The organism is Pseudomonas sp. Y24-6 (genome assembly GCF_020295325.1).
Lineage (GTDB): Bacteria > Pseudomonadota > Gammaproteobacteria > Pseudomonadales > Pseudomonadaceae > Aquipseudomonas > Aquipseudomonas gregormendelii.
In genome coordinates this window covers 365,777-389,372 of sequence record NZ_JACBXG010000004.1, presented here as the reverse complement: position 1 = coordinate 389,372, position 23,596 = coordinate 365,777, and the positions used below count along the sequence as shown (strand labels likewise).

Annotated in this window: 22 protein-coding genes; 11 read left to right on the top strand and 11 right to left on the bottom strand. The window is 60.3% G+C overall.

Annotated features, from left to right (window positions below):
• The first annotated feature begins 15 nt into the window (after nucleotides 1-15).
• The 6 genes from HYI44_RS10515 (at nucleotide 16) to HYI44_RS10490 (ending at nucleotide 4,592) form a co-directional block, all read left to right on the top strand.
• Entirely contained in the window at nucleotides 16-648 is a 633-nt protein-coding gene (locus HYI44_RS10515; RefSeq protein ID WP_225569363.1) for a TetR family transcriptional regulator, read from the top strand.
• Nucleotides 649-827: 179 nt separating this feature from the next.
• On the top strand, nucleotides 828-1,328 hold the full coding sequence (ureE, locus tag HYI44_RS10510; protein WP_225569362.1) for an urease accessory protein UreE: 501 nt from the start codon (nucleotides 828-830) through the stop codon (nucleotides 1,326-1,328).
• Nucleotides 1,325-1,999 carry an urease accessory protein UreF gene (locus tag HYI44_RS10505; RefSeq protein ID WP_225569361.1) on the top strand — a complete coding sequence of 225 codons (675 nt, stop codon included), beginning with the start codon at nucleotides 1,325-1,327 and terminating at the stop codon, nucleotides 1,997-1,999. The genes ureE and HYI44_RS10505 overlap by 4 nt, the downstream gene beginning before the upstream one ends.
• A 9-nt stretch (nucleotides 2,000-2,008) precedes the next feature.
• The gene (ureG, locus tag HYI44_RS10500) at nucleotides 2,009-2,623 is read left to right on the top strand and encodes an urease accessory protein UreG (RefSeq protein WP_122841580.1); all 615 of its coding nucleotides are present in this window, start codon (nucleotides 2,009-2,011) and stop codon (nucleotides 2,621-2,623) included.
• A gap of 31 nt (nucleotides 2,624-2,654) precedes the next feature.
• Nucleotides 2,655-3,227, top strand: a complete 573-nt coding sequence (locus tag HYI44_RS10495) for a HupE/UreJ family protein (RefSeq protein WP_122841579.1) — start codon at nucleotides 2,655-2,657, stop codon at nucleotides 3,225-3,227.
• A 237-nt stretch (nucleotides 3,228-3,464) separates the two neighbouring features.
• The gene (locus HYI44_RS10490; RefSeq protein ID WP_225569360.1) at nucleotides 3,465-4,592 is read left to right on the top strand and encodes an AGE family epimerase/isomerase; all 1,128 of its coding nucleotides are present in this window, start codon (nucleotides 3,465-3,467) and stop codon (nucleotides 4,590-4,592) included.
• A gap of 112 nt (nucleotides 4,593-4,704) precedes the next feature.
• Here HYI44_RS10490 and HYI44_RS10485 read toward each other — a convergent pair whose 3' ends face one another.
• From HYI44_RS10485 to HYI44_RS10450, 8 genes are all read right to left on the bottom strand, one after another.
• Nucleotides 4,705-5,475 carry an SDR family oxidoreductase gene (locus tag HYI44_RS10485; RefSeq protein ID WP_225569359.1) on the bottom strand — a complete coding sequence of 257 codons (771 nt, stop codon included), beginning with the start codon at nucleotides 5,473-5,475 and terminating at the stop codon, nucleotides 4,705-4,707.
• Nucleotides 5,476-6,312: 837 nt separating this feature from the next.
• A complete protein-coding gene (locus HYI44_RS10480; protein ID WP_122841576.1) occupies nucleotides 6,313-7,029 on the bottom strand; it encodes an ABC transporter ATP-binding protein in 717 nt (238 codons plus the stop codon).
• Nucleotides 7,026-7,898, bottom strand: coding sequence for an ABC transporter ATP-binding protein (locus HYI44_RS10475; RefSeq protein ID WP_045058939.1), 873 nt, complete (start codon nucleotides 7,896-7,898; stop codon nucleotides 7,026-7,028). Before HYI44_RS10475 ends, HYI44_RS10480 begins: the two co-directional genes overlap by 4 nt.
• Nucleotides 7,895-9,178 (bottom strand): high-affinity branched-chain amino acid ABC transporter permease LivM, encoded by a 1,284-nt coding sequence (gene livM / locus HYI44_RS10470; RefSeq protein ID WP_045058938.1) that lies wholly within the window; start codon nucleotides 9,176-9,178, stop codon nucleotides 7,895-7,897. The genes HYI44_RS10475 and livM overlap by 4 nt, the downstream gene beginning before the upstream one ends.
• A 3-nt stretch (nucleotides 9,179-9,181) precedes the next feature.
• Complete coding sequence (locus tag HYI44_RS10465; protein WP_045058937.1) at nucleotides 9,182-10,096, bottom strand: ABC transporter permease subunit; 915 nt, start codon at nucleotides 10,094-10,096, stop codon at nucleotides 9,182-9,184.
• A gap of 239 nt (nucleotides 10,097-10,335) precedes the next feature.
• The gene (locus tag HYI44_RS10460; RefSeq protein ID WP_122841575.1) at nucleotides 10,336-11,469 is read right to left on the bottom strand and encodes a branched-chain amino acid ABC transporter substrate-binding protein; all 1,134 of its coding nucleotides are present in this window, start codon (nucleotides 11,467-11,469) and stop codon (nucleotides 10,336-10,338) included.
• Nucleotides 11,470-11,833: 364 nt separating this feature from the next.
• The gene (locus HYI44_RS10455) at nucleotides 11,834-13,117 is read right to left on the bottom strand and encodes an NAD(P)/FAD-dependent oxidoreductase (protein ID WP_122841574.1); all 1,284 of its coding nucleotides are present in this window, start codon (nucleotides 13,115-13,117) and stop codon (nucleotides 11,834-11,836) included.
• 154 nt (nucleotides 13,118-13,271) lie between these two features.
• On the bottom strand, nucleotides 13,272-14,762 hold the full coding sequence (locus HYI44_RS10450; protein ID WP_045058934.1) for an aldehyde dehydrogenase family protein: 1,491 nt from the start codon (nucleotides 14,760-14,762) through the stop codon (nucleotides 13,272-13,274).
• A gap of 175 nt (nucleotides 14,763-14,937) precedes the next feature.
• Here HYI44_RS10450 and HYI44_RS10445 point away from each other — a divergent pair, with 175 nt between their 5' ends.
• From HYI44_RS10445 to nadE, 3 genes are all read left to right on the top strand, one after another.
• On the top strand, nucleotides 14,938-15,849 hold the full coding sequence (locus HYI44_RS10445; protein ID WP_225569358.1) for a LysR family transcriptional regulator: 912 nt from the start codon (nucleotides 14,938-14,940) through the stop codon (nucleotides 15,847-15,849).
• 227 nt (nucleotides 15,850-16,076) lie between these two features.
• The gene (gene pncB, locus HYI44_RS10440; protein ID WP_225569357.1) at nucleotides 16,077-17,303 is read left to right on the top strand and encodes a nicotinate phosphoribosyltransferase; all 1,227 of its coding nucleotides are present in this window, start codon (nucleotides 16,077-16,079) and stop codon (nucleotides 17,301-17,303) included.
• A gap of 4 nt (nucleotides 17,304-17,307) precedes the next feature.
• Nucleotides 17,308-18,135 carry an ammonia-dependent NAD(+) synthetase gene (gene nadE / locus HYI44_RS10435; protein WP_122841572.1) on the top strand — a complete coding sequence of 276 codons (828 nt, stop codon included), beginning with the start codon at nucleotides 17,308-17,310 and terminating at the stop codon, nucleotides 18,133-18,135.
• Nucleotides 18,136-18,323: 188 nt separating this feature from the next.
• On the opposite strand, the gene azu is transcribed toward nadE, so the two are convergent.
• Entirely contained in the window at nucleotides 18,324-18,770 is a 447-nt protein-coding gene (azu, locus tag HYI44_RS10430; RefSeq protein ID WP_045061819.1) for an azurin, read from the bottom strand.
• A 341-nt stretch (nucleotides 18,771-19,111) separates the two neighbouring features.
• Between azu and HYI44_RS10425 the strand changes: the two genes are divergently transcribed.
• Together HYI44_RS10425 and HYI44_RS10420 are read left to right on the top strand one after the other, a co-directional pair.
• Nucleotides 19,112-19,699, top strand: coding sequence for a TIGR00730 family Rossman fold protein (locus HYI44_RS10425; protein ID WP_225569356.1), 588 nt, complete (start codon nucleotides 19,112-19,114; stop codon nucleotides 19,697-19,699).
• A gap of 68 nt (nucleotides 19,700-19,767) precedes the next feature.
• Complete coding sequence (locus HYI44_RS10420) at nucleotides 19,768-19,956, top strand: hypothetical protein (protein WP_045061821.1); 189 nt, start codon at nucleotides 19,768-19,770, stop codon at nucleotides 19,954-19,956.
• 183 nt (nucleotides 19,957-20,139) lie between these two features.
• On the opposite strand, the gene HYI44_RS10415 is transcribed toward HYI44_RS10420, so the two are convergent.
• Nucleotides 20,140-21,030 carry a transglutaminase family protein gene (locus HYI44_RS10415; protein ID WP_225569355.1) on the bottom strand — a complete coding sequence of 297 codons (891 nt, stop codon included), beginning with the start codon at nucleotides 21,028-21,030 and terminating at the stop codon, nucleotides 20,140-20,142.
• The gene (locus HYI44_RS10410) at nucleotides 21,030-23,516 is read right to left on the bottom strand and encodes a circularly permuted type 2 ATP-grasp protein (protein WP_122841570.1); all 2,487 of its coding nucleotides are present in this window, start codon (nucleotides 23,514-23,516) and stop codon (nucleotides 21,030-21,032) included. Before HYI44_RS10410 ends, HYI44_RS10415 begins: the two co-directional genes overlap by 1 nt.
• Nucleotides 23,517-23,596: the final 80 nt, after the last annotated feature.

Below are 23,596 nucleotides of genomic sequence, written 5' to 3'. Positions count from 1 at the left end.
GAAATAACCCTGCCGATGCTGCCCCGCGCCGAACAGAAACAACAAACCCGTAATGCCTTGATGGACGCTGCCCGCCACCTGATGGAATGCGGCCGCGGATTCGGCAGCCTGAGCCTGCGCGAAGTGGCAAAGACCGCCGGGATCGTGCCCACCGGTTTCTACCGGCATTTTGCCGACATGGACGAACTGGGTCTGGTACTGGTCAGCGAAGTCGGCCAGACCTTCCGCGAAACCATCCGCCTGGTGCGCCACAATGAGTTTGTCATGGGCGGCATTATCGATGCGTCGGTGCGCATATTTCTCGACGTAGTGTCAGCCAATCGCTCGCAATTCCTGTTTCTGGCGCGCGAGCAGTATGGCGGTTCGCTACCGGTGCGCCAGGCCATTGGCCGCTTGCGTGAAGACATCAGCTCAGACCTGGCGTTAGATCTTTCGCTGATGCCGAAACTGCAGCATCTTGACCTCGCCGGCCTGAATGTCATGGCCGACCTGATCGTCAAAAGCGTGTTCGCCACTTTGCCGGACATCATCGACCCGCCGGCCGAAGCCCTGCCTGATCACCTGACGCCGCAGGCAAAGATTACCCAGCAATTACGTTTCATCTTTATCGGCCTCAAGCACTGGCAAGGGCTTGGCAGCACGGAGTAAGTGATTCCGCCCATCCGCCACAAGATGGTGCAGCACCAAAATGCGGCGCACCAACATCAGGCAAACCAGTCGACTAATTAGGATATTTCCTACGCTTCCGACAGCTATTTCCTACACGACGCCGATCTGGCAAGCCCCTTGCTCTAGCATGACTATCGTTCATTGCTGGAAGTTTTTCGATGCTGGTGATTCATCGCAGAATCGACCCTCAACCCGTCTGGGCCGCCGAATTGCACCTGAACTTCGAAGCGCGCAGTAAAAGCCGCCTGCGCTGTTTCAGTGCCGAAGGCGAAGACGTCGGGCTGTTCCTGGAGCGCGGTCAGCCGCCACTGTATGACGGCGAATGCCTGCAGGCTGAAGACGGCCGCGTCGTGCGCGTGTGCGCCCGTCCCGAACAACTGCTGCACGTCACCTGCGCCAACGCCTTCGAACTGACCCGTGCGGCCTATCACCTCGGCAATCGCCACGTTGCCCTGCAAGTCGGCGACGGTTGGCTGCGCCTACTCGACGATTACGTGCTCAAGGCCATGCTTGAACAGCTGGATGCCAAGGTCGAAAACATCGAAGCGCCGTTCCAGCCGGAACACGGCGCTTACGGCGGCGGCCATCACCACTCGCGCCACGGCGATGAAGATTTCAACTACCCGCCGAAACTGCACCAGTTCGGCGTGCGTTTATGAATCCGGCCTGGGCGCTGCTGCGCCTGGCCAGTCCGCAATTGCCGATTGGCGGCTACAGCTATTCCCAAGGCCTGGAAATGGCGGTGGACAATGGCCGGGTCAATGACCCGGACACCGCCCGCCAATGGATCAGCGACCAGTTGCTGCTCAACCTGGCTCGTTTTGAAGCGCCGCTGCTACTGGCTCATTGCGAGGCGGCCGCCGCCGACAACTGGAGCGAGTTGCTGCAACGCTGCGAAGAACATCGCGCCAGCCGCGAAACCCGCGAGCTGCATCAGGAAAGTCGGCAGATGGGTTATTCCCTGCAGCAGTTGCTCACTGGCTTGCCCGAGCTTGATTCACCGGCACGGGCCTTTCTTGCACAGCGCCCGGAACCCCACCTGGCCCTCGGCTGGGCCCTGGCCGCTCGCGCCTGGCAAATCAGCCCGCAGGACGCTTTGGCCGCCTGGCTCTGGAGCTGGCTGGAAAACCAGTTGGCGGTGTTGATGAAAACCCTGCCGCTCGGCCAGCAAGCCGCGCAACGCCTGACCAGCCAGCTGCTGCCGTTGCTGCAAGAAGCGCAGCAACACGCAACCCGAATCACCCCCGAACACTTTGGCAGTGCCGCTTTCGGCCTGTCCCTGGCGTGTATGGCCCACGAGCGCCAGTACAGCCGTCTATTCCGTTCCTAGGAGAATCACATGAATACACAACCCTTGCGCGTAGGCATTGGCGGCCCGGTCGGCTCCGGCAAAACGGCCCTGACCCTGGCCCTGTGCCTGGCCCTGCGTGATCGCTACAACCTCGCAGTGGTAACCAACGATATCTATACCCGCGAAGATGCCGATTTCCTGGTGCGCAACGAAGCCTTGGCCCCGGAACGCATCATTGGCGTGGAAACCGGCGGCTGCCCGCACACCGCAATCCGCGAGGACGCTTCGATCAATCTTGAGGCGGTGGATCAGTTGAACCGGCGTTTCCCGGGGCTGGATCTGATCCTGGTGGAGTCCGGCGGCGACAACCTTTCGGCGACCTTCAGCCCGGAGCTGTCCGACCTGACCATCTACGTGATCGACGTATCGGCCGGCGACAAGCTGCCACGCAAGGGCGGGCCGGGGATCTGTAAATCCGACTTGCTGGTGATCAACAAGATCGATCTCGCGCCATTGGTAGGCGCGTCCTTGACGTTGATGGACAGCGATACCACACGCATGCGTAACGGCAAGCCGTTCGTCTTCAGCAACCAGAAAACCGGCCAGGGCCTGGACGAAATCATCGCGTTCATCGAGCGTCAGGGCCTGCTGACCGCCGCCTGACCCTTTCACATTTTCAACAAGGAAGCTTTACATGACACTCAAACGCATTCTCGGCGCGATCGCGCTGCTGCTGGCACCGGCTGTCGCCTTTGCCCACCCGGGCCATGGCGACAATGGATGGATCGCGGGTATCAGCCACCCGATCGGTGGCCTTGATCACTTGCTGGCGATGGTTGCCGTGGGGTTGTGGGCGGCGCAGCAGCAAGGCGCCGCACGCTGGGCACTGCCTTGCACCTTCGTCGGCACCATGTTGCTTGGCGGGATATTGGGCTTTGAAGGTCTGAGTATGCCTGCGCTGGAAAGCGGGATCGCGGCGTCGGTGCTGGCCTTGGGTCTGGCAGTGGCTTTGGCGGTACGCCCACCTTTGGCCATGGCGGTCGGGGCAACGGCTTTGTTTGCACTGTTTCATGGCGTGGCCCATGGCCTGGAACTGCCTGACATGTCCAGCCCATGGGCCTACGCGGCCGGATTTGTCCTGGCGACGGCGGCATTGCATGCCGCAGGTTATGCGGTGGTTCGAGTGTTGCCGCAGGCAGCGGCGCCACTGGTCAGGCTGGCAGGTGCGGCCTCGGCGGTGACCGGGGCCTGGTTGCTGGCGGGCTGAGTTCTGTATGGCCTGGGCAGGCCTCATCGCGAGCAAGCTCGGCTCCCACAGGGTTCGGTGGAGACAGACAATGGGGTACCGGCCCGGATCCCCTAGGGGGTGTGAATACCCCTGACCGGATTCCGGCCTTGGTCCTGTGGGAGCCGGGCTTGCCCGCGATGGCGGCCTGACAGACACCGTGTCTCTCAGGCCTGCTAACATGTCGCGCAATCGCCCCTGCCGTGACGACGCCAGCCAATGCAGCCTGTTTCCCGCTCCGCCTCCCAGCCAGAATTGACCGCCCTGTTCGCCTCGGTGCAGCAGCATTTCCAGAACGTGATCGTGCCACTGTGGCAAGGCCCCGGCTGGAACGCTGAACTGGACCTGCCCTACGAGGCACTGGATGCCGAACACTCGCCACTGCCGCCCCAGCGTTATCGAGCCATGGCGTGCGCGCGGCAGCTGTATGTGTTTTCCAGCCTGATCGGCCAGGTGCCCGCCGCCGAAGAACGCAGCGCGCAGCTGTTCAGTTCTCTGCAACGACACTTCCACGACGCCGAACACGGTGGCTGGTTCTACAGCATCGACGCGCTGGGCGCGCCACTGGACCCGCGCAAGGACCTCTACACCCACGCGTTCATCCTGTTCGCCTGTGCACACTACTGGGACAAGGTGCGCGAGCCTTCAGTCGGGCACGTGCTCGATACCGCGCTGGAGGTGATTGCGCAGCGCTTCGCAACAGGCGACGGCCTGTACGAGGCGTGTCTGGAGCGCGACTGGTCATCGCTGCAAACCGGGCCCTTGCAGAACCCCCTGATGCACCTGGCAGAAGCCTTACTGGCGACGCTGGCGGCACGCCAGGACGACGCTGTGCAAAGCATGCTGGTGACGTTATGCACAGCCATGCAGCAACGCTTCATCGATCCGCAGCAAGGCGTACTGATGGAAAAGCCGCTGGGCGCTGTGGATAACTGGTATGAACCGGGGCACCAGTTTGAATGGTACTTCCTGCTCGAATCGTCACCGCTGCTGCGCGGCTCGCAGCTGCACGCCTCACTGGAGCGGGCGTTCGCCTTCACCGAACAATCGGGGGTGGATCCACACTCAGGCGCCGTCAAGGCCATGCTCGAGCTGAACGGCCAGGCCAGGGACGCCACCCAGCGCATCTGGGCCCAGGCGGAATACCTGCGCGCGCTGACCTTGCGGCCAGACGCCGAAGCCGCAGTGCTGCGTCAACTCCTGGCCTTGCAGCAGAACTTCCTGCATGCCGGAGGCTGGCATGAGTGCCGTGATGAACAGGGCCAGGTGAGCCGCAAGGATATGCCTTCAACCACGCCCTATCACCTGGCGACCTGTTATCGCGGGCTGGCGGAGTATCTGGGCTAACCCGGCAGCCGTCATCGCGAGCAAGCTTTGCTCCGACAGGTGACAGCCTTCACTGCGAGCAGGCTTTCTCCTGTCGGAGCAAAGCTTGCTCGCGATGGCCATCACTCCAGCATCAAGCCTTGCCGCCATCACGATGAATGGCGAACCCAGCCCAGGTCTGGCTCACCGGCATCAGCTCAAGACTATTGATGTTGATGTGCGCCGGCGCATTCAGCACCCAGAAAATAGTATCGGCGATGTCCTGCGGTTGAATCGCCTCGGCGCCGGCGTAAGTCGCGTTGTAGCGCTCCTGGTCACCCGCGAAACGCACCAGCGAAAACTCGCTTTCGCACATGCCCGGCTCAATGTTGCTCACGCGCACGCCAGTGCCTTGGAGGTCGCAGCGCAGGTTCAGCGAGAACTGTTTGACGAAGGCCTTGGTCGCGCCATACACGTGGCTGCCCGGATACGGGTAGTTACCGGCAACGGAACCCACGTTGATGATGCCAGCACCACGACCGTGGGCGATCAGGCGCGGTAGCAGCAGACGGGTGCTGTACATCAGGCCTTTGACGTTGGTGTCGACCATGGTGTCCCAGTCATCGAGATCACACTTGGGCGCAGGATCGACCCCTAAAGCCAGGCCTGCATTGTTGATCAGGCCGCGCAATTTGGCGAAAGACGGAGGCAGGTTGGCAATCGCATCCTCCATGGCCTGGCGATCCCGCACATCCAGCACCAACCCGTGTACCTCGGTCTGCTTGGACAATTCGGCACATAGGGCGTTGAGGCGTTCCTCACGACGGCCGGTCAGCACCAGTTTCCAGCCCGCCTCGGCAAAACGACGGGCACAGGCTTCACCAAAACCGGAAGTAGCACCGGTGATAAACAGGGTGTCGGACATCGTGTTCTCCTAGCTTCGGCTCACTAACAGCCATTGGAATAGATAATCAGCCGGCAGCATGCCCTGCCTAGCAGGCACCGGCAACATCGAGCAACTGTACAAAAAACGACCACCCAGCGCCAAGCCATGGCCCGCCTGGCTTGCAGCCATGTACGCGCACGTTATCCACAGGCAGGTCCACAGTTAACGGGGGCAAGTCAAAAAGCCGCAAGCCGCTGTGTACAAGGCTTTGCGGGCAGATCACAAGTTTTTTAGCTTGACCCTCGACCACGGGCGTTGTAGCCCATGGCATTTTGCACGATCCAGCTGCGTATCAGACGATGGCTCCAAGCCAGTAACTACGGCCCTCAGCCGAGTCTTTCCAGAGTTTAACCACAGACTTATCCACAGGATGACCGGCTTGGATTCAGAGCCATTAAACGTCCAACAAAATAGTTGACAAAGCCGGCCAACCCACCGCCAAAAAAGCCTGATCAAAAAACAACCACATTGCTACAAGCCTTGATTACCGTGGCTCTCAGCCAGCTACTCCCACGTTATTCACAGCCAGTTCCACAGCAAACGGGGACAAGTCAAAAGCGTGACAAAACAACTATTTGCAGCGGCTTTATGTCGCGGTTTAAGAGCTCGTGAATATTGTTTTCCACAATTTCGAAATACCGCGCACCCTGCACCTGCGCGAGCGAGCCTGCTCGCGATAGCGGTCATCCTGCGGGACATTTTTCGACTGACATTTCCCTATCGCGAGCAGGCTCGCTCCCACAGGGTCCGGCGGCAGTGCAGATAAAAAAAGCCCCGACGATCGCTCGTCGGGGCTGTTGATATCTCGGCAACGAATCAATGCCCGCCCAGATAAGCGTTACGCACCTCCTCATTCACCAGCAATTCCTTGCCTGTGCCCGTGAGGCGGATCTCGCCGTTGACCATCACATAGGCCCGGTCCGACAGCTTGAGCGCGTGGTTGGCGTTCTGCTCGACCAGGAAAATGGTCATGCCGGTACTCGCCAACTCTCGCAAGGTCGAGAAGATCTGCTTCACCACAATCGGCGCCAGGCCCAGGCTCGGCTCATCCAGCAGCAGCAACTTCGGCCGGCTCATCAACGCCCGGGCGATGGCGAGCATTTGCTGCTCGCCGCCGGACATGGTCATGGCCCGCTGGGTACGCCGCTCTTCGAGCCGCGGAAACAGCTCGAACATGCGCTGCATGTCTTCTTTGGCGTACTTGTCGCCAATCGGGATGGTGCCCATCAGCAGGTTTTCCTCGACGGTCATGTCGGGGAACACCCGCCGGCCTTCCGGCGACTGCGCAATGCCGTGGGACGCAATGTAGTGGGACGACTTATGGGTGATGTCGACGCCCTGGTAGATGATTTGCCCGTCAGCCGCACGGGGCTGGCCGAAGATTGACATCAGCAGGGTCGACTTGCCGGCACCGTTGGAGCCGATAAGGCTGACGGTTTCACCTTCGTTGATGTGCAGCGAGACTTTTTTCAGGGCCTGGATCGGCCCGTAGAACACGTCCAGCTCCTTTAGCTCGAGGATCGGTTGAGTCATACCAACTCCTCTTCATCGGCGCCCAGGTAGGCCGCAATCACTTTCGGATCGTTGCGAATCGCTTCCGGTCCGCCTTCGGCAATGACGATGCCGTGGTCCAGCACCACAATGTGGTCGGAAATGCTCATTACCATGCCCATGTCGTGTTCGATCAGCACCACGGTCAGATCATGCTCGTCGCGCAGCAGCCGGATCATCGCGCTCAGCGCTTCGGTTTCCTGAGGGTTGAGGCCGGCGGCCGGTTCGTCGAGGCAGATGATCTGCGGCCGCGTGCACATGGCCCGGGCAATTTCCAGACGGCGTTGCTGGCCATAGGACAACTCGCCGGCCAGGCGGTTGGCGCAATCCACCAGGTCCACGACCTCCAACCAGTAGAACGCATGGTCCAGGGCATCACTTTCCGCCTTGCGGTAACCCTTGGTGTTCAGGATGCCGGCCAGCATATTGCGGTTGACCCACATGTGCTGGGCCACCAGGAGGTTTTCCAGCACCGACATTTCCTTGAACAGGCGAATGTTCTGGAAAGTGCGCGCCAGGCCGGCACGGTTTACCAGGTGGGTGCCGCCGAACATCTTGTAGTACATGCGGCTGAGGAAAGATTTTGGCGACACGAAATCGGTCGGTTTGAAGGATTCCCCAAGCAGCTGGATGACGTTGGTGCGCTCACCCCGCACATTGAGCTCGATTTTGCCGCCAGACGCCTTGTAGAAGCCGGTAAGGCAGTTGAACACCGTCGTCTTGCCTGCGCCGTTGGGGCCGATCAGGGCGAAGATCGAGTTGCGGTGCACTTTGAGGCTGACATCGCTCAACGCCTTGATGCCGCCAAAGTGCATCATCAGTTTTTCGACCGAGAGGACGACTTCGCTCATGGCGCTACTCCTTTACGCGGGGTCACACCGGTACGGCTGATCCGTATCAGGCCGCGCGGTCGCCAGATCATCATCAACACCATCAGGATGCCGAACAGCAGCACCCGGTACTCTGCGAACCCACGCAGCAGCTCCGGCGCAACGGTCAGCACGAAGGCTGCAATCACCACGCCGATGGTCGAGCCCATTCCACCCAGGACCACGATGGCCAGGATCAGCGCCGATTCGAAGAAGGTGAACGAGGTCGGGTTGACGAAGCCTTGATAAGTGGCGAAGAACACCCCGGCAAGCCCCGCAGTCGACGCACCGATGGTGAACGCCGAGAGCTTGACCAGTACGTGGTTCAGGCCCATGGACCGGCAGGCGATTTCATCTTCGCGCAAGGCTTCCCAGGCACGGCCGACAGGCATCTTGACCAGCCGATGCTTGATGTACAGCACGGCCAGAACCACCAGGAACAACACCGCATAAATGAAGTAGTACTTCACGTCCGGGTTGTAGGCGATGCCGAAGAACTCGTGGAAAGGCACCCCGCCATCTTTTGCGCGCTTGCCGAACTCCAGGCCGAAGAACGTCGGCAGAGGTGCAGCCATGCCATTCGGGCCACCGGTCAACGACAGCCAGTTGTTGAGGACCAGCCGGATGATTTCACCAAAACCCAGGGTCACGATCGCCAGGTAGTCACCGTGCAGGCGCAATACCGGGAAACCGAGGATGCAACCGGCCAGGCCCGCCATGATCGCCGCCAGCGGCAGTACCGTCCAGAAGCCCAGGCCCAGGTATTGGTAGCCGAGTGCCAGGCCGTAGGCGCCAATGGCGTAGAACGCCACGTAGCCCAGGTCGAGCAGGCCGGCCAGACCGACCACGATGTTCAAGCCGAGGCCGAGCAGCACGTAGATCAGTCCGAGGATGACCACGCCCAGCAGGTAGGAGTTGGAGAAAAACGGGAAGACTACGGCGATGACAATCAACAGCGGGATTATCCAGCGCAACCGTGACTTGTAATCCGGTGGCAGCACGTGCACGCCGGAGCCGGTGCTTTCAAAACCTTCAAGGATTTTCAGGCCTTTGGGCGTCTGCAGGAACAGGCTCAGGGCAAAGCGCCCTGCCATGACGATAGCGACGATCCAGGCCACCCGCGTCGTTTCCAGATTGAAGCCGTACCCGTCAAGGACCACGCCGACAATCGGGCCAAACACAATCAGGGCAACCAGACCGGCAAGAATCGCGTCAACCAGGCTTCTTTTGAGATCAATGGTTTTTTTAGTGGTTGAAGACATCGCTTACACCTTCGACACAAGAGGACGGCCGAGCAGGCCTTGGGGCCGAAAGACCAGAACGAGAACGAGCAGCGAGAAGCTGAAGACGTCTTTGTAGTCCGAGTTGACCAGGCCGGAGAACAGCGACTCGGAGATCCCGAGAATGATCCCGCCGAGCATCGCTCCCGGTAGCGAGCCAATCCCGCCGAGTACCGCAGCGGTAAACGCCTTGATCCCGATGATGAAGCCGGCATAGAAGTCGAAAGTGCCGTAGTTCATGGTGATCAGCACGCCGGCCAGGGCCGCCATGGCTGCACCGATGATGAACACGTAGGAAATCACCCGGTCGGTGTTGATCCCCAGGATCGAGGCCATCTTGCGGTCTTGCTGGGTCGCGCGGCACATGCGGCCGAGCTTGGTGTACTTGATGATGTAGGTCAGCAACGCCATGCCGGCAAATGCTGCGACCAGAATGAACACCTTGGTGTAGGTCAGTTGCACAAAACCGGTGCCGACCTCGACACGCCAGGCTCCAGTCAGCAGGGTGGGTACGCCTTGTTGCTTGGCGCCCTGGGCGATCTGTGCATAGTTTTGCAGGATCAGGGAGATGCCGATGGCGCTGATCAGCGGTGCCAGGCGGGTGGAGTTACGCAGGGGTTTATAGGCGACGCGCTCGATGACCCAGCCATACACCGCCGTGACGATGATGGTGAAGATCAGCGTGCCGAGCATCAGCAGCGGGAAGGATTCAATACCGAAGTATGCCAGCAGAGCCAGACTGATCGCCGCGAGGTAAGCGGAAATCATGTAAACCTCGCCATGGGCGAAGTTGATCATGCCGATGATGCCATAGACCATTGTGTAGCCGATGGCGATCAGGCCATAGACCGACCCGAGGGTCAGGCCGTTGACCAGTTGCTGCAGGAAAATACCATCCATAACGCAATCTCACGCAGTGAGAACCTGCACACCGTCGGCGCGCGGTTCTTCTAAGGAAAATACAGATATACGTCGGAGCAATGTCAGTCAGGATCAACCCGTTCCACACCGTCCCCTGTGGGAGCTGGTTTGCCAGCGATAGCGGTAGGACATTCGACAAATTGTCTCCTGTCAGTCCGTCATCGCGGGCAAGCCCGCTCCCACAAGGGAGATGTGGATTCAGCCGATCGAGTCAGCCCTTACTTCTGTTTTTCCAGCTGGTGGTATTTGCCATCCTTGTCCCACTGGTAAACCACGTAGTCGGAGACTTTCAGGTCGCCCTTGCTGTCCCAGGTCTTTTCACCCATGACAGTCTTGACCGGGTTCTTCTTCAGCCACTCAGCCGCTTTTTCGCCACTGTTGGACTTGGCGCCGTTGAACGCTGCCGCCAGGGTCTGAACCGAAGCGTAGGCGTACAGGGTGTAGCCTTCAGGCTCGGTGCCGGCTTTGCGGAACGCATCCACGACAGCCTTGCTGTCTGGCAGCAGGCGCGGGTCAGCGCCGAAAGTCATCAGCACGCCATCAACGAATTGCGGGCCGCCAGCGGTGGTCACCAGTTCGTCGGTCACGATGCCGTCATCGGACATGAACTTGACGTCTTTCAGGCCTTGCTCACGCAGCTGGCGAACCAGAGGACCGGCTTCAGGGTGCAGGCCACCGAAGTAGACGACATCGGCGCCAGCGCCGCGGATTTTGGTAACAATGGTGCTGAAGTCTTTTTCGCCGCGGGTCAGGCCTTCATACAGCACTGGCGTAACGCCGCGCTTGACCAGTTGAGCCTTGGTAGCATCAGCCAGGCCCTGGCCGTAGGTGTCCTTGTCGTGCAGCACGACCACTTTTTTGCCCTTGAGCACGTCGACAATATAATCGCCAGCGACGATGCCCTGCTGGTCGTCACGCCCGCACATACGGAACATGGCGCTCAAGCCGCGCTCGGTCACCTGTGGGTTGGTGGAACCCGGGGTGATGGCAATGATGCCCGCTTCGTCGTAGATCTCGGAGGCCGGGATTGTCGACGAGGAGCAGAAATGGCCGACCACGCCTGCCACTTTCTGGTTGGTCAGGTCCTTGGCGACCGTCACAGCCTGTTTCGGTTCGCAGGCGTCATCGCCCTTCACCAGTACGATTTTTTCCCCGTTGACGCCGCCTGCTGCGTTGACCGCATCGGCCGCAGCCTGTGCACCCTTCATGTACTGCTCGCCAAATGCCGCGTTGGCGCCAGTCATGGGACCCGCCACACCGATTTTCACATCAGCTTGTGCAAACGCAGAAACACCCAACGCAGCTGCCACTGCGAGGGCCAGAAAGCCTTTCTTGTAAAACGTCTGGGACATGAGGTGGTGCTCCAAGGTTTTTTTTAGTTGGCACTGCGACTTCACTGAATGCTCAGAGCAAGGGCCGTGCCATCGGTTTTTTATTCTTGAAAAAGTCGCTGAGTTATTGTTATTCCGACTGTTTTGAACCCGTCTTCATTGGGCGTGCAACCGTCTAAACCGCAGAAGGTAAAACCATTAATTCCCGAAGGCGCAACCCGCCTGCGCCATCATTGCAACCGCGACTCCAAACGACGTGCAACCAGCCTGTAACATCGTGCGTCACCGAAGTGCACACCGCTGGTGCGGGACTGCTACAACCCGCACCATTACAGGCTAGTCGCTGCTCGAAAAAGCGCCGCTTTTCAGTAACATCTTTCAACAATCAAATAACGATGCGCAGGCACTGGCCTGCGTGATACAGGGAGAAGCCCGCTTCGTAGAGGCAACTGCGTATGCCCACACCTGTCAGGGGTTGCATGGGTGCAAACGGAATCGGCAAAGCCTGAGGATTTCCATTACAGAGATAATCGGCAAACGCTTTGCCGACCACTGTCCCTGTGGTGACCCCGCGCCCGTTGTAACCGGTGACTGCCACTATTCCGGGCGCTGGCTCGAACAGGCGCATCAGGTGGTCCGGGGTGAAAGCGATGCAGCCGGTCCAGGTGCACTCCCACTCCACCGGCTTGAGATAGGGGAAGTAATGCTGCTGTACCCGATCCGCCCACGCCTTGAGAAACCACACCGGCTTTTGATTGCCGTTGCCAAGGCTACCGAGCAGCAGACGCCCGTCCTTGTCGCGACGAATACTGCTGAGCACCTGCCGGGTATCCCAGGACCCCTGGCCACCGGGCAGGATCTGTTGCGCAGCATCTTCAGTCAGCGGCACTGACGCCACCTGGTAGTAATAACCGGGGAAGAAATTACGTCGCAGTTCGGTCCAGTCGCCCTCGGTGTAGGCGTTGGAAGCGATGACCACCTGTTCGGCCAACACCGAACCCTGCGCAGTCTGCACCGACCATTTCTGGCCCTGACGTTCCAGCCGAGTCACCGCTGAGTGGTCGAACAACTGCCCGCCCAGGCCAATGGCTGCCTTGGCCAGGCCACTGGTGTAGGCCATCGGGTTAATCGTACCGGCACGCCGATCCAGCAGTGCAGCGGCAATTTTGCGGGTACCGGTGGCTTGCTCGCAGGCCTGGCCTGTCAACAATTCCACCGGCGCGCCGCGACGCTTCCATTGTTCTTCACGACTGCGCAGATCCGCTTCGCCACGGGCGTTATGCGCCATGTGCAGCGTGCCTTCGCGGCGCAATTGGCAATCGATGTTGTACTTGTCGACCAGGCTGAACACCAGGGACGGCGCGGCACCGAGCATGCGATTGAGCTGACTGCCCACCGCCTGGCCGAACCCGGCTTCGATTTCGTCAGGAGGGATCCACATCCCGGCGTTGACCAGGCCGACGTTACGCCCGGAACCGCCATGCCCGGCCCGATGCGCTTCCAGCACACAGACCGTCTTGCCCTGCTCCAGCAGATGCACCGCCGCCGACAGCCCGGTGAAGCCCGCGCCAATGACGCAGACATCGGCCTTGACCTCGCCTTTGAGCGAAGCATTGTCGGGCCTTTGCGGCGTCAGTTTTTCCCACAGACATTCTTCGCGTAGCGGCATTGCCAGACTCCAACAGAAACCTAACCAACACACTTTTTACCTGTAGGAGCGAGCTTGCTCGCGATGGACGTCAACGATTACGCGTGCTTGCTGCATGAACGCGTTACGTTGACGTTTTTCGCGAGCAAGCTCGCTCCTACAGGGCGATCACCGATCAGTCAAACGTGATCCCCTGAGCCAACGGCAACTCCAGCGAATAGTTCACGGTATTGGTCTGTCGACGCATATAACCGCGCCATGCATCCGAGCCCGACTCGCGTCCGCCGCCGGTCTCTTTCTCGCCACCAAATGCGCCACCGATTTCCGCGCCGCTCGGGCCGATGTTGACGTTGGCAATGCCACAGTCGCTGCCGACCGCCGACATGAATTGCTCGGCTTCGCGCACATCGGTGGTGAAGATGCATGAAGACAGGCCTTGAGGCACTGCATTGTTCAGGCGCAAGGCTTCCTCGAAATCCTTGTAACCGACCACGTAGAGAATCGGTGCGAAGGTTTCACTGCACACCACATCGCTCTGCTCCGGCATCTCGACGATCGCAGGCTGAACGTAGTAGGCGTTCGGGTATTGGTCTTCCAGCTGGCGCTTGCCACCGAATACCCGGCCACCTTCGCTCAAAGCCTGCTCCAGCGCGTCCTGCATATTCTCGAAGCTGTGCTTGTCGATCAGCGGGCCAATCAGATTGCCTTCCAGCGGGTTGCCGATGCGCACTTTTGAGTAAGCGGCTTTGAGGCGGGTCACGATCTCTTCTTTGACCGATTCATGGGCAATCAGGCGGCGCAAGGTGGTGCAGCGCTGGCCGGCGGTGCCGACAGCACTGAACAGGATCGCGCGTACGGCCATGTCCAGGTCGGCACTTGGGCCAAGGATCATCGCATTGTTGCCGCCCAGCTCAAGGATGCTGCGGGCAAAACGCGCAGCGATTTTCGGGGCCACTTCGCGGCCCATGCGGGTGCTGCCGGTGGCGCTGACCAACGCCACGCGCGGGTCATCCACCAAGGCTTCACCGGCATCGCGACCGCCAATGATGACCTGGCTCAAATGCGGCGGTGCGTCGCTGAAGTTTTTCAGCACCCGATCAAACAGCGCCTGGCATGCCAGGGCAGTCAGCGGAGTTTTCTCGGACGGCTTCCAGATCACCGGGTTACCGCACACCAGTGCCAGGGTGGTGTTCCAGGCCCAGACGGCAACCGGGAAGTTGAACGCGCTGATCACCCCGACCACGCCCAGCGGATGCCAGGTCTCACGCATGTGGTGGCCCGGGCGCTCGGAGGCGATGGTCAAACCGTACAGCTGGCGGGACAAACCGACGGCGAAGTCGCAAATATCGATCATTTCCTGAACTTCACCCAGGCCTTCCTGGGTGATCTTGCCCGCTTCCCACGACACCAGCTCGCCGAGGTCGGCCTTGTATTCGCGAAGGATGTCGCCCAGTTGGCGCACCAGTTCGCCCCGGCGCGGTGCCGGCACCTTGCGCCACAATTCGAACGCATGATCTGCACGACTGATGTGCTGCTCGACTTCAGCAGCCCCTTCCCAGTTGACGGCAGCAATCTGGCTGCCATCGATCGGTGAATGCACCGGTACTTTGCCGTTCTGGTACAGGGCCGGGTTTACACCAAGACGATCAAGCAATGCGGCAACCATGGGTCACTCCTCAAACAAAAGACAGAACGTGTGCAGCCGCACGATCACGGCTGATCAGGCCTGTAGTTTTAGCTTTCCGGAGGTTACTCAACAAACGACCTTTAAGAGAGATATCATTCCGTTTATTCATGCTGTGCATTGCTGGCAATAAAGAGACAAGAAGAAAGGATCGCCCATGCTGAACAAACGCTACCTGCCATCGATCACCGCGCTGCAGTGTTTCGAGGCTGTCACCCGGCATTTGAGCTTCACCCGGGCCGCCGAAGAGCTGAACCTGACCCAAAGCGCCGTCAGCAAACAGGTGGCGCAACTCGAAGAGTTGCTGCAACACCTGCTGTTTCGCCGGGTGCGTCGCCGCCTGCAGATGACTCCGGCAGGCGATTTGTACCTGGTGGAGGTACGAAAAATCCTCACCCAGGTCGAGATGTCGACCCATTACCTGCGTTCCTACGGTGGAGAGACCGAAGTCCTGCGGGTCTCGACGCCGCCGACCTTTGGCGCGCGCTGGCTGGTGCCGCGCCTGAAAGGCTGGCGCCTGCGCCATCCCTCGATCCATCTGGACCTGTGCAGCGAACAGGAAGCCGATGATTTGCTGCAAGGCCGCAGCGACCTGGCGTTCTACTTTGGCCAAGGGTCACGCCCAGGCACCGAATGCCTGAAGCTGTTCAGCGAGGAGCTGGTTCCGGTGTGTGCCCCGGGCAGCCTGCCGGCCACGCCTTTCACCGACCCAACCCAGCTCGCCGACCTGGTCCTGCTGCAAAACGCCTCCCGGCCACAAGCCTGGCACGACTGGTTCGACAGTCAGGGCTATCACACCGAACACAGCTACCACGGGCCGCGCTTCGAAACCTTCTACATGTGCATCCGCGCCGCCCAGGTAGGCTGTGGCGTGGCGTTGTTGCCCAGGTTTCTGGTGGAAGAGGAATTGGCCGACGGCAAACTGGTCATACCCTGGCAGCATGCGATGCCCAGCACTGATTCTTACTACCTGGCATACCCTGAACATTCGGCGGACGTGCCGAAGGTGCGCGATTTCGTGAAGTGGATGCTGGAGCAGATTGATAGCCCGGATATGCCGCAAAACTGAGGCATCACAGCGCCTATTGGAGAGCGAGCCTGCTCGCGATAGCGTCGACACATCCGACATTCAGGTGACTGACACACCGCTATCGCGAGCAGGCTCGCTCCCACGGGATCTCCAGCGTCTAAAAAATCGCTGGCAATAACTGCCGTTGATATGCGCCACTAGCCCCATTCATTGAATCAGCTGCAATGTCGCCGCCACAGGCCGCGGCCAGCCTGGAGAACCCCGTTATGAGCGACAGCGTATTTGCCGATCGCATCGTGCAGAACCTGCTCGACACCGACTTCTACAAACTGACGATGATGCAGGCGGTGCTGCACAATTACCCGAATGTGGAAGTGGAATGGGAGTTTCGTTGCCGTAACAGCGAGGATCTGCGCCCGTATCTGGCCGAGATTCGCTTCCAGATCGAGCGCCTCGCCGAGCTGAGCCTGACCGCCGATCAACTGGGTTTCATGGAGCGCATCAGCTTCATGAAACCGGATTTCCTGCGCTTCCTCGGATTGTTTCGTTTCAACCTGCGCTACGTGCACACCGGGATCGAGAACGGCGAGCTGTTCATCCGTCTGCGCGGGCCGTGGCTGCATGTGATTTTGTTCGAAGTACCGCTGCTGTCCATCGTCAGCGAAGTGCGCAACCGCTATCGGTACCGGGAAGTCGTCCTGGAACAGGCGCGCGAGCAGCTTTATCGCAAATTCGACTGGCTGACGGCCAATGCTGGCGCCGATGAGTTATCCGAGCTGCAGGTCGCCGATTTCGGCACCCGGCGCAGGTTTTCCTACCGGGTGCAGGAAGAAGTGGTGAACGTGCTCAAGCACGACTTTCCCGGGCGTTTTGTCGGCACCAGTAACGTCCACCTGTCCCGGGAGCTGGACATGAAGCCCTTGGGCACCATGGCCCACGAATGGATCATGGCGCACCAGCAACTCGGACCGCGCCTGATCGACAGCCAGATTGCCGCGTTGGATTGCTGGGTCCGCGAGTATCGGGGCCTGCTCGGCATCGCACTGACTGACTGCATTACCACCGATGCCTTCCTGCGCGATTTCGACCTGTACTTCGCCAAGCTTTTCGATGGCCTGCGCCACGACTCCGGGGATCCGATAATCTGGGCGGAAAAAGCCATCGCCCACTACCACAAGCTCGGCATCGACCCGATGAGCAAGACCCTGGTGTTCTCCGACAGCCTGACGCTGCCCAAGTCCCTGGAAATATTCCGGGCGCTGCGCGGGCGGATCAACGTCAGTTTTGGCATCGGCACCAACCTGACCTGCGATATCCCAGGGGTTGAACCGATGAGCATCGTGCTTAAAATGGCCGCCTGCAACGGTCAGCCGGTGGCCAAGATTTCCGATGAACCGGGCAAGACCCACTGCAAAGACCCCAACTTCGTCGCTTATTTGCGACACGTTTTCAAAGTTCCTGCCGCCCTTTCCAGCACATCAAGCAAGGAGTGAATTCATGCAAGCCGTACAGCGTGAGATTGCTGAGCAGCTCAAGGTTCAACCACCATTCGCCGACGATGCCGCCCTTGAGGCTGAAGTCGCTCGACGGATCACGTTCATTCAGGATTGCCTGGTCAATTCCGGGCTCAAGGCCCTGGTACTGGGTATCAGCGGCGGCGTTGATTCTCTAACCGCCGGCCTGTTGGCCCAGCGTGCCATGCGCGAGTTGCGCGACAGCACCGGTGACGACAGCTACAAGTTCATTGCCGTCCGCCTGCCCTACGAGACCCAGTTCGACGAACACGATGCCCAGGCGTCGGTGGATTTCATCGAACCGGATGAGCGCCACACCGTGAACATTGGCCCGGCAGTCAAGGCGCTGGCCAGCGAAGTCGCAGCGTTCGAAGGCAAACACGCGGTGTCGGTCGACTTTGTGCTGGGCAACACCAAGGCGCGTATGCGCATGGTCGCCCAGTACACCATCGCCGGCGCGGCCCATGGCCTGGTGATCGGCACTGACCATGCGGCGGAAGCGGTAATGGGATTCTTCACCAAGTTCGGTGACGGCGCCTGCGACCTGGCGCCACTGAGCGGGCTGGTGAAAAACCAGGTGCGCAGCATCGCCCGCAGCTTTGGCGCACCGGAATCGCTGGTGGAGAAGATTCCCACTGCCGATCTCGAAGACCTGTCCCCGGGCAAGCCGGATGAGGCGTCCCATGGGGTGACCTATGCCGAAATTGATGCTTTTCTGCATGGCGAGCCGGTACGTGAGGAAGCGTTCAGAATTATTTGTGACACCTACAACAAGACCCATCACAAGCGAGTGATGCCGTTCGCGCCTTGAATGCGGCGGCGCCTGTACCGGCGCCATCGCGGGCAAGCCTTGCTCCCACAGGTACTGCGCCATGCCATCAGTTGAGGCCGACACAAACCCTGTGGGAGTAAGGCCTGCCCGCGATGAACGCTGACGCGGTCAAAAGCCAGGCACAAAAAAAGCGTCCGCAATGGACGCTTTTTTTGAAGCTGATTCGCTTACTTCAGTGTAACCGTACCTTTCATCATCGAGATGTGGCCCGGGAACGAGCAGAAGAAACCGTATTTCTCATCCGCACTCAGCTTCGACACATCAAAAGTCACCGAATCGGTTTCCTTGGCGCCGATGATCTTGGTGTGGGCGATGATGCGGGTATCGCCGTCTTTCAGGTAGTTCTTGTCGATACCGGCAGCCAGGCCATCGGTGGCGATCGGCTGCATGTCAGCTTCTTTGCTCAGCACCCAGTTATGACCCATCACGTTTTTCGGCAAACTGCCGGAGTGGGTCAACTCGACGGTGAAGGTCTTGCAGCTCTTGTCGATCTCAATGGCCTTGCTGTTGAAGGTCATCTGGTCGGTGGAGTCGATGGTGGTCTTGCACTCGGCAGCCATCAGTTGGCTGCTGGCCAGTGTCAGCAGGGATACCGCAACAAGTTTGGCAAACATGGTGAATCTCCAAGGCAGGGTTAACAAAAGTGCGAATGGACAGAAGACTGCCTGAAAACTGCGCAAGTTCCTATGACCTGAATCAAAAATTGTATACAACTTTCGGGCTATGACACCGATCGAAACAATCTACCAGCCAGATGCCTGGCCCGGCCCTATCATCGGTCCATCGCCATTTACCTGGACTCCGTCATGACCCTCAATAGCCTGTTGTGCAGCCTGCTTGCCGCGTATGCCTGTGGCGCCAGCGGCAGTTACGAAACCGCTGCCCGCGACCTTTAACCCTTTGATCGCTAACGCCGTGCCTTTACCCTGTGGTCATCGTGACCGTGGAGCAAAGCATGTCATTAGCATCCGTTTGTGTTTTCTGCGGTGCCAGCACTGGCACCCACCCGGCTTATCGTGAAGCGGCTATCGCCCTTGGGCGTGCCATCGCCGAACGCAAGCTGACCCTGGTATACGGCGGTGGTGCCGTGGGTTTGATGGGGATAGTCGCGGATGCCGCCCTGGCAGCCGGCGGGGAAGTCATAGGTATCATTCCGCAAAGTCTCAAGGACAAGGAAATCGGCCACAGCAGCCTGACTCGCCTGGAAGTGGTTGACGGCATGCATGCGCGCAAGGCGCGGATGGCCGAGCTGAGCGATGCTTTCATCGCGCTGCCCGGCGGCCTCGGCACTCTGGAAGAACTGTTCGAAGTCTGGACCTGGGGCCAGCTCGGCTATCATGCAAAACCACTCGGCCTGCTCGAAGTGAACGGTTTCTACAGCAAATTGACTGGTTTTCTTGATCATATCGTCGGCGAAGGCTTCGTTCGCGAAGCGCACCGTGACATGCTGCAAACGAGCGAATCGCCGCAAACCCTGCTCGACGCACTGGATGCCTGGCACCCGGTGGTCACGCCAAAATGGGCCGAGCAAAAACCCAGCTAACGGCTCGGGCCCGATACAGGGCAGAATATGCGCCGCTCAACCTCACCTTCGACCCAAGAGGATCGCCCATGGCTAAACCTAATTATTCCTTCGCCAAACGTCAGAGAGACTTGGCCAAGGAGCAGAAGAAAGAGGAAAAGCTTCAGCGCAAGAAAGCTACAGCTGAAGAAGAAGCAGCAGCACTGAACCCGGATGCCGAAGGTGAAGTGGCTACAGACGAAACCGCAGCACCGAAAGATCAGGCGCCCGACGCCTGAGACCCCCAGGGCCGGATGATCTGATCAGGCCCACCGGATCTGTGTCCAGGGTTGGCAGCGCTGCTGCTGACCCTGTAGGAGCTGCCGAAGGCTGCGATCTTTTGATCTAGCTCTGCAAACGCTCTGGAAACGCTCAAGATCAAAAGATCGCAGCCTTCGGCAGCTCCTACCGGGGGATGCGCGTTAATCCAGCGGCATCACCGTGACCCGAACTTCGGGGTCATGATTGCCCCCGCCCAGAATCACCCCGCGCAACGGCGACACGTCCGAGAAATCACGGCCCCAGGCCAGGGTGATGTGCTCCAGTGCCGGCTGCACGTTGTTGGTCGGATCAAAATCGACCCAACCCAGTACCGGACAAAATACCGAAACCCAGGCATGCGAAGCGTCGGCGCCGATCAGGCGTGGCTGGCCGGGTGGTGGCTGAGTCAGCAGGTACCCGCTGATGTAACGCGCTGCCAGGCCTCGGGAGCGCACGCACGCGAGCATCAGGTGGGCGAAGTCCTGGCAAACCCCTCGCCGCCGCTCCAGGACCTCCACAAGAGGCGTGGCGACCTGGGTCGCTTCGGCATCGAAGGTAAACTCGCTGAAAATCTTCTCCATCAATGCCTGAACGCCAAGCAGCAACGGCCTGCCCGGCGCAAAACAACTTTCCGAGAACTCGACGAAGTTGCGCTTCAAGTGCACATAGGGCGATTCGAACCGGTAACGGCAGGCTTCCAGTATCTCGCGGGAAAGCGGCTGGCTGCTGTAGGTCAACGCGCTGCGGGTATGTTCCCATGCGGGGGAGCGGTTGAAGTCCAGCGACGGCCGGGCCGTCACTTCAATGGTCAGGCTGGCATTGACCAGCAATTCGTCGTGGGGGCGCTCGAACGCCAGGCGGGTCAGCGGATTGCCGAACACGTCCAGTTCGTCCCTGCGAGAGGTGGGATCCGGACTGATCTGCAAGCGCTGATCCGTGCAATGCTGCCAGGCGCAAGGCCGGGGCCACAGGTGCGCCAGCTGCTGGGCGAGCGACACCGGGCTGTCGTAGTGATAGTGGGTGTCGTGAAAAATCTGGTAATGGGCGCTCATCAGACGGACACCGTACGCTGGCTGACATCATCGACATGGGCGAAATGCCGCAGTGCCAGGCGATCGGAGGCCTGGCCGCTGGCTTCGGCGATTTCCTGCAGCAGATCGGCCAGTCCTTCGACGGCGGCGCGTACGCTGGCTTCGCCAAACAGCGAGTTCTGCAGGCACCCCAGGTCGAACCGGGCCAGGCGCTCGACCAGTTGCGGCAAACCGGTCTCACGTGGCGCACCGAAATCGTCATTCAGTCGCTTGAGGGTGCGATTGACCAGCTTCAACTGGAACAGCACGGCATGGGGGTTTTGCTCGTCCAGGAGCAACAGGTCCAGCACCGGGAGCAGTTGCGCCACCGCCAGATACCGCGAGCGATAAGTGATGCTGCTGTTGCCCAGTTCCAGCAGCCATTCCAGGCCCGCCTGATCAAAAGGACCGGCGCCGCGCAGGAAGGCGGCAAGGCTGGCGCTGAGAAATTGCAGCCGCTCGATGCGCCGACCGATCATCAGGAAGCGCCATCCCTCATCGCGGGTCATGTCGTCCAGGGCAAAACCCGATAGCGCGGCCAGGGACATCACCAGTCGGTTGAGAAAATCCAGCAGCTCACCGAAGTCAGGCTCGGCGGTTTCCAGTTCCATGGCTTCGCGTTGCAGTTCCACCAGGGCCTGCCAGTTTTCCCGCGAGAGCTTGCCGCGCACCTGCGAGGCTGCCCACTGCAATCGCTGCAGGTTGGAGCGCAGGCTGAACGACCAGTCATCCCCGAGCAGCGCGGCAAGCAGGCGTTCCTGCAGTTCGCCCTCATCGGGCAACAGCATCAGGCGCTCCCCAAGATCGACTGCGGCTTGCAGCGCCTGCGGATCGTCGCCATCGACATAACGAGCGAGCATGATGCGCAGCAACCGGGCGCTGTCATCACACCGCTCGCAATAGCGACCGAACCAGAACAGGTTTTCCACCACCCGCGACGGCAGGTAGGGGTCGCGACGAACCAGGTCATGCACGCCTATCGTGCGTCGGGTTTTCCATTGTTCGCCGGTGGGTGGACGATCGCCCAGCACCCAGGTGTCCTTGCTGGCGCCGCCCCGTTGCATCGACACCACTTCGGCGTCCGCGTCGGCGGCGACCCGGGTCAAACCGCCAGGTAAAACGCGATAACCCTCATGGCTGGCGACCGCATACATGCGCATGCCGATGGCACGAGGTTGCAACTGGCCGTCTTCAGCCTGCCACACCGGGGCCTGGGACAACTGCGCGAGCTCTTGCGCCACATAAGCGTAAGGGCGCGCCTGCATGCGCTCGGCAAGCTCTTCGCGCTGTTTTTCACTCAAGTCGCGGCCAAACACCGGGGTAAAACTCTGGGATGGAAAGGCCGGCTTGATCAGTAGTTCGGGCAGCTTCTCCAGTGCCTGCGCCAGCACCGGCGCCTCGCCGCACCACCAGGTGGCGATGGACGGCAGTATCAGCTCCTCACCAAACAGGAACTGACTGATCCGCGGCAGAAAGCCGAGCAGGCCCGGCGACTCCAGCACGCCGCTGCCGAGCGCATTGGCCACCAGCACCCGGCCCTGCCGCACCGCCTCGAGCAAGCCTGGCACGCCAAGGGCTGAATCGGTGCGCAATTCGAGCGGGTCGCAGAAGTCATCATCCAGCCGGCGCATGATCGCGTGCACGCGGCGCAAACCGCTCAGTGTCTTCAGGTAGACCGTGGCATCGCGCACCGTGAGGTCACCACCTTCCACCAGCGGATAGCCGAGTTGCCGCGCCAGGTAGAGATGCTCGAAATAGCTTTCATTAAAACGGCCGGGCGTCAGCAACACGATCAGCGGTGCCTCGGCATCGCTCGGCGCCTGGCGCGCCAGGGTCTCCTGCAGCGTGCGGAAGAAACCGGCCAGGTGCTGCACCTTCAGGTCACGGTACAACTCCGGGAACGCGCGCGACACGATGGTGCGGTTCTCCAGCGCATAACCCGCGCCAGAAGGTGCCTGGGTGCGGTCCGCCGTTACCCACCAGCGACCATCAGGCGTACGCGCCAGATCGACGGCATACAGGTGCAAAAAAGCCCCGTCGGGCGGCTTGATGCCCTGGCAGGGCCAGAGGAAATTGTTGTGACCGAACACCAGTTCGGCCGGCAACAGCCCCTCGGCAATCAAGCGTTGCGGGCCATACAGGTCTGCCAGCACGGCATTGAGCAGGCGCGCGCGCTGGGCAATGCCGGCCGACAATTGCTGCCACTCATCGACGGCGATCACATGCGGCAGCAAGTCCAGCTCCCACGGCCGATCCGCGCCTTTGGGGTCGGCGTAGACGTTGTAGGTCACACCGTTTTCGTGGATCTGCCGGGTCAACAGGGCCTGACGCTGCACCAGTTGCGCAGGGGTGCTGCGCTGCAATTGGTCGAACAACCGACGCCAATGCGCGCGCACGGCGCCGCTGTCGTCGAGCAGTTCATGGTAATTGCCCGCCGTCGGCGGGTAGCGGTCAAGCAGGTCAGGCATGGAAAGCTCGGCAGACAGCAAGGAACGGTCAGACTAACGCACGCTCATGACACCCGGATAGACGAAAAAGCCGGGCGTCG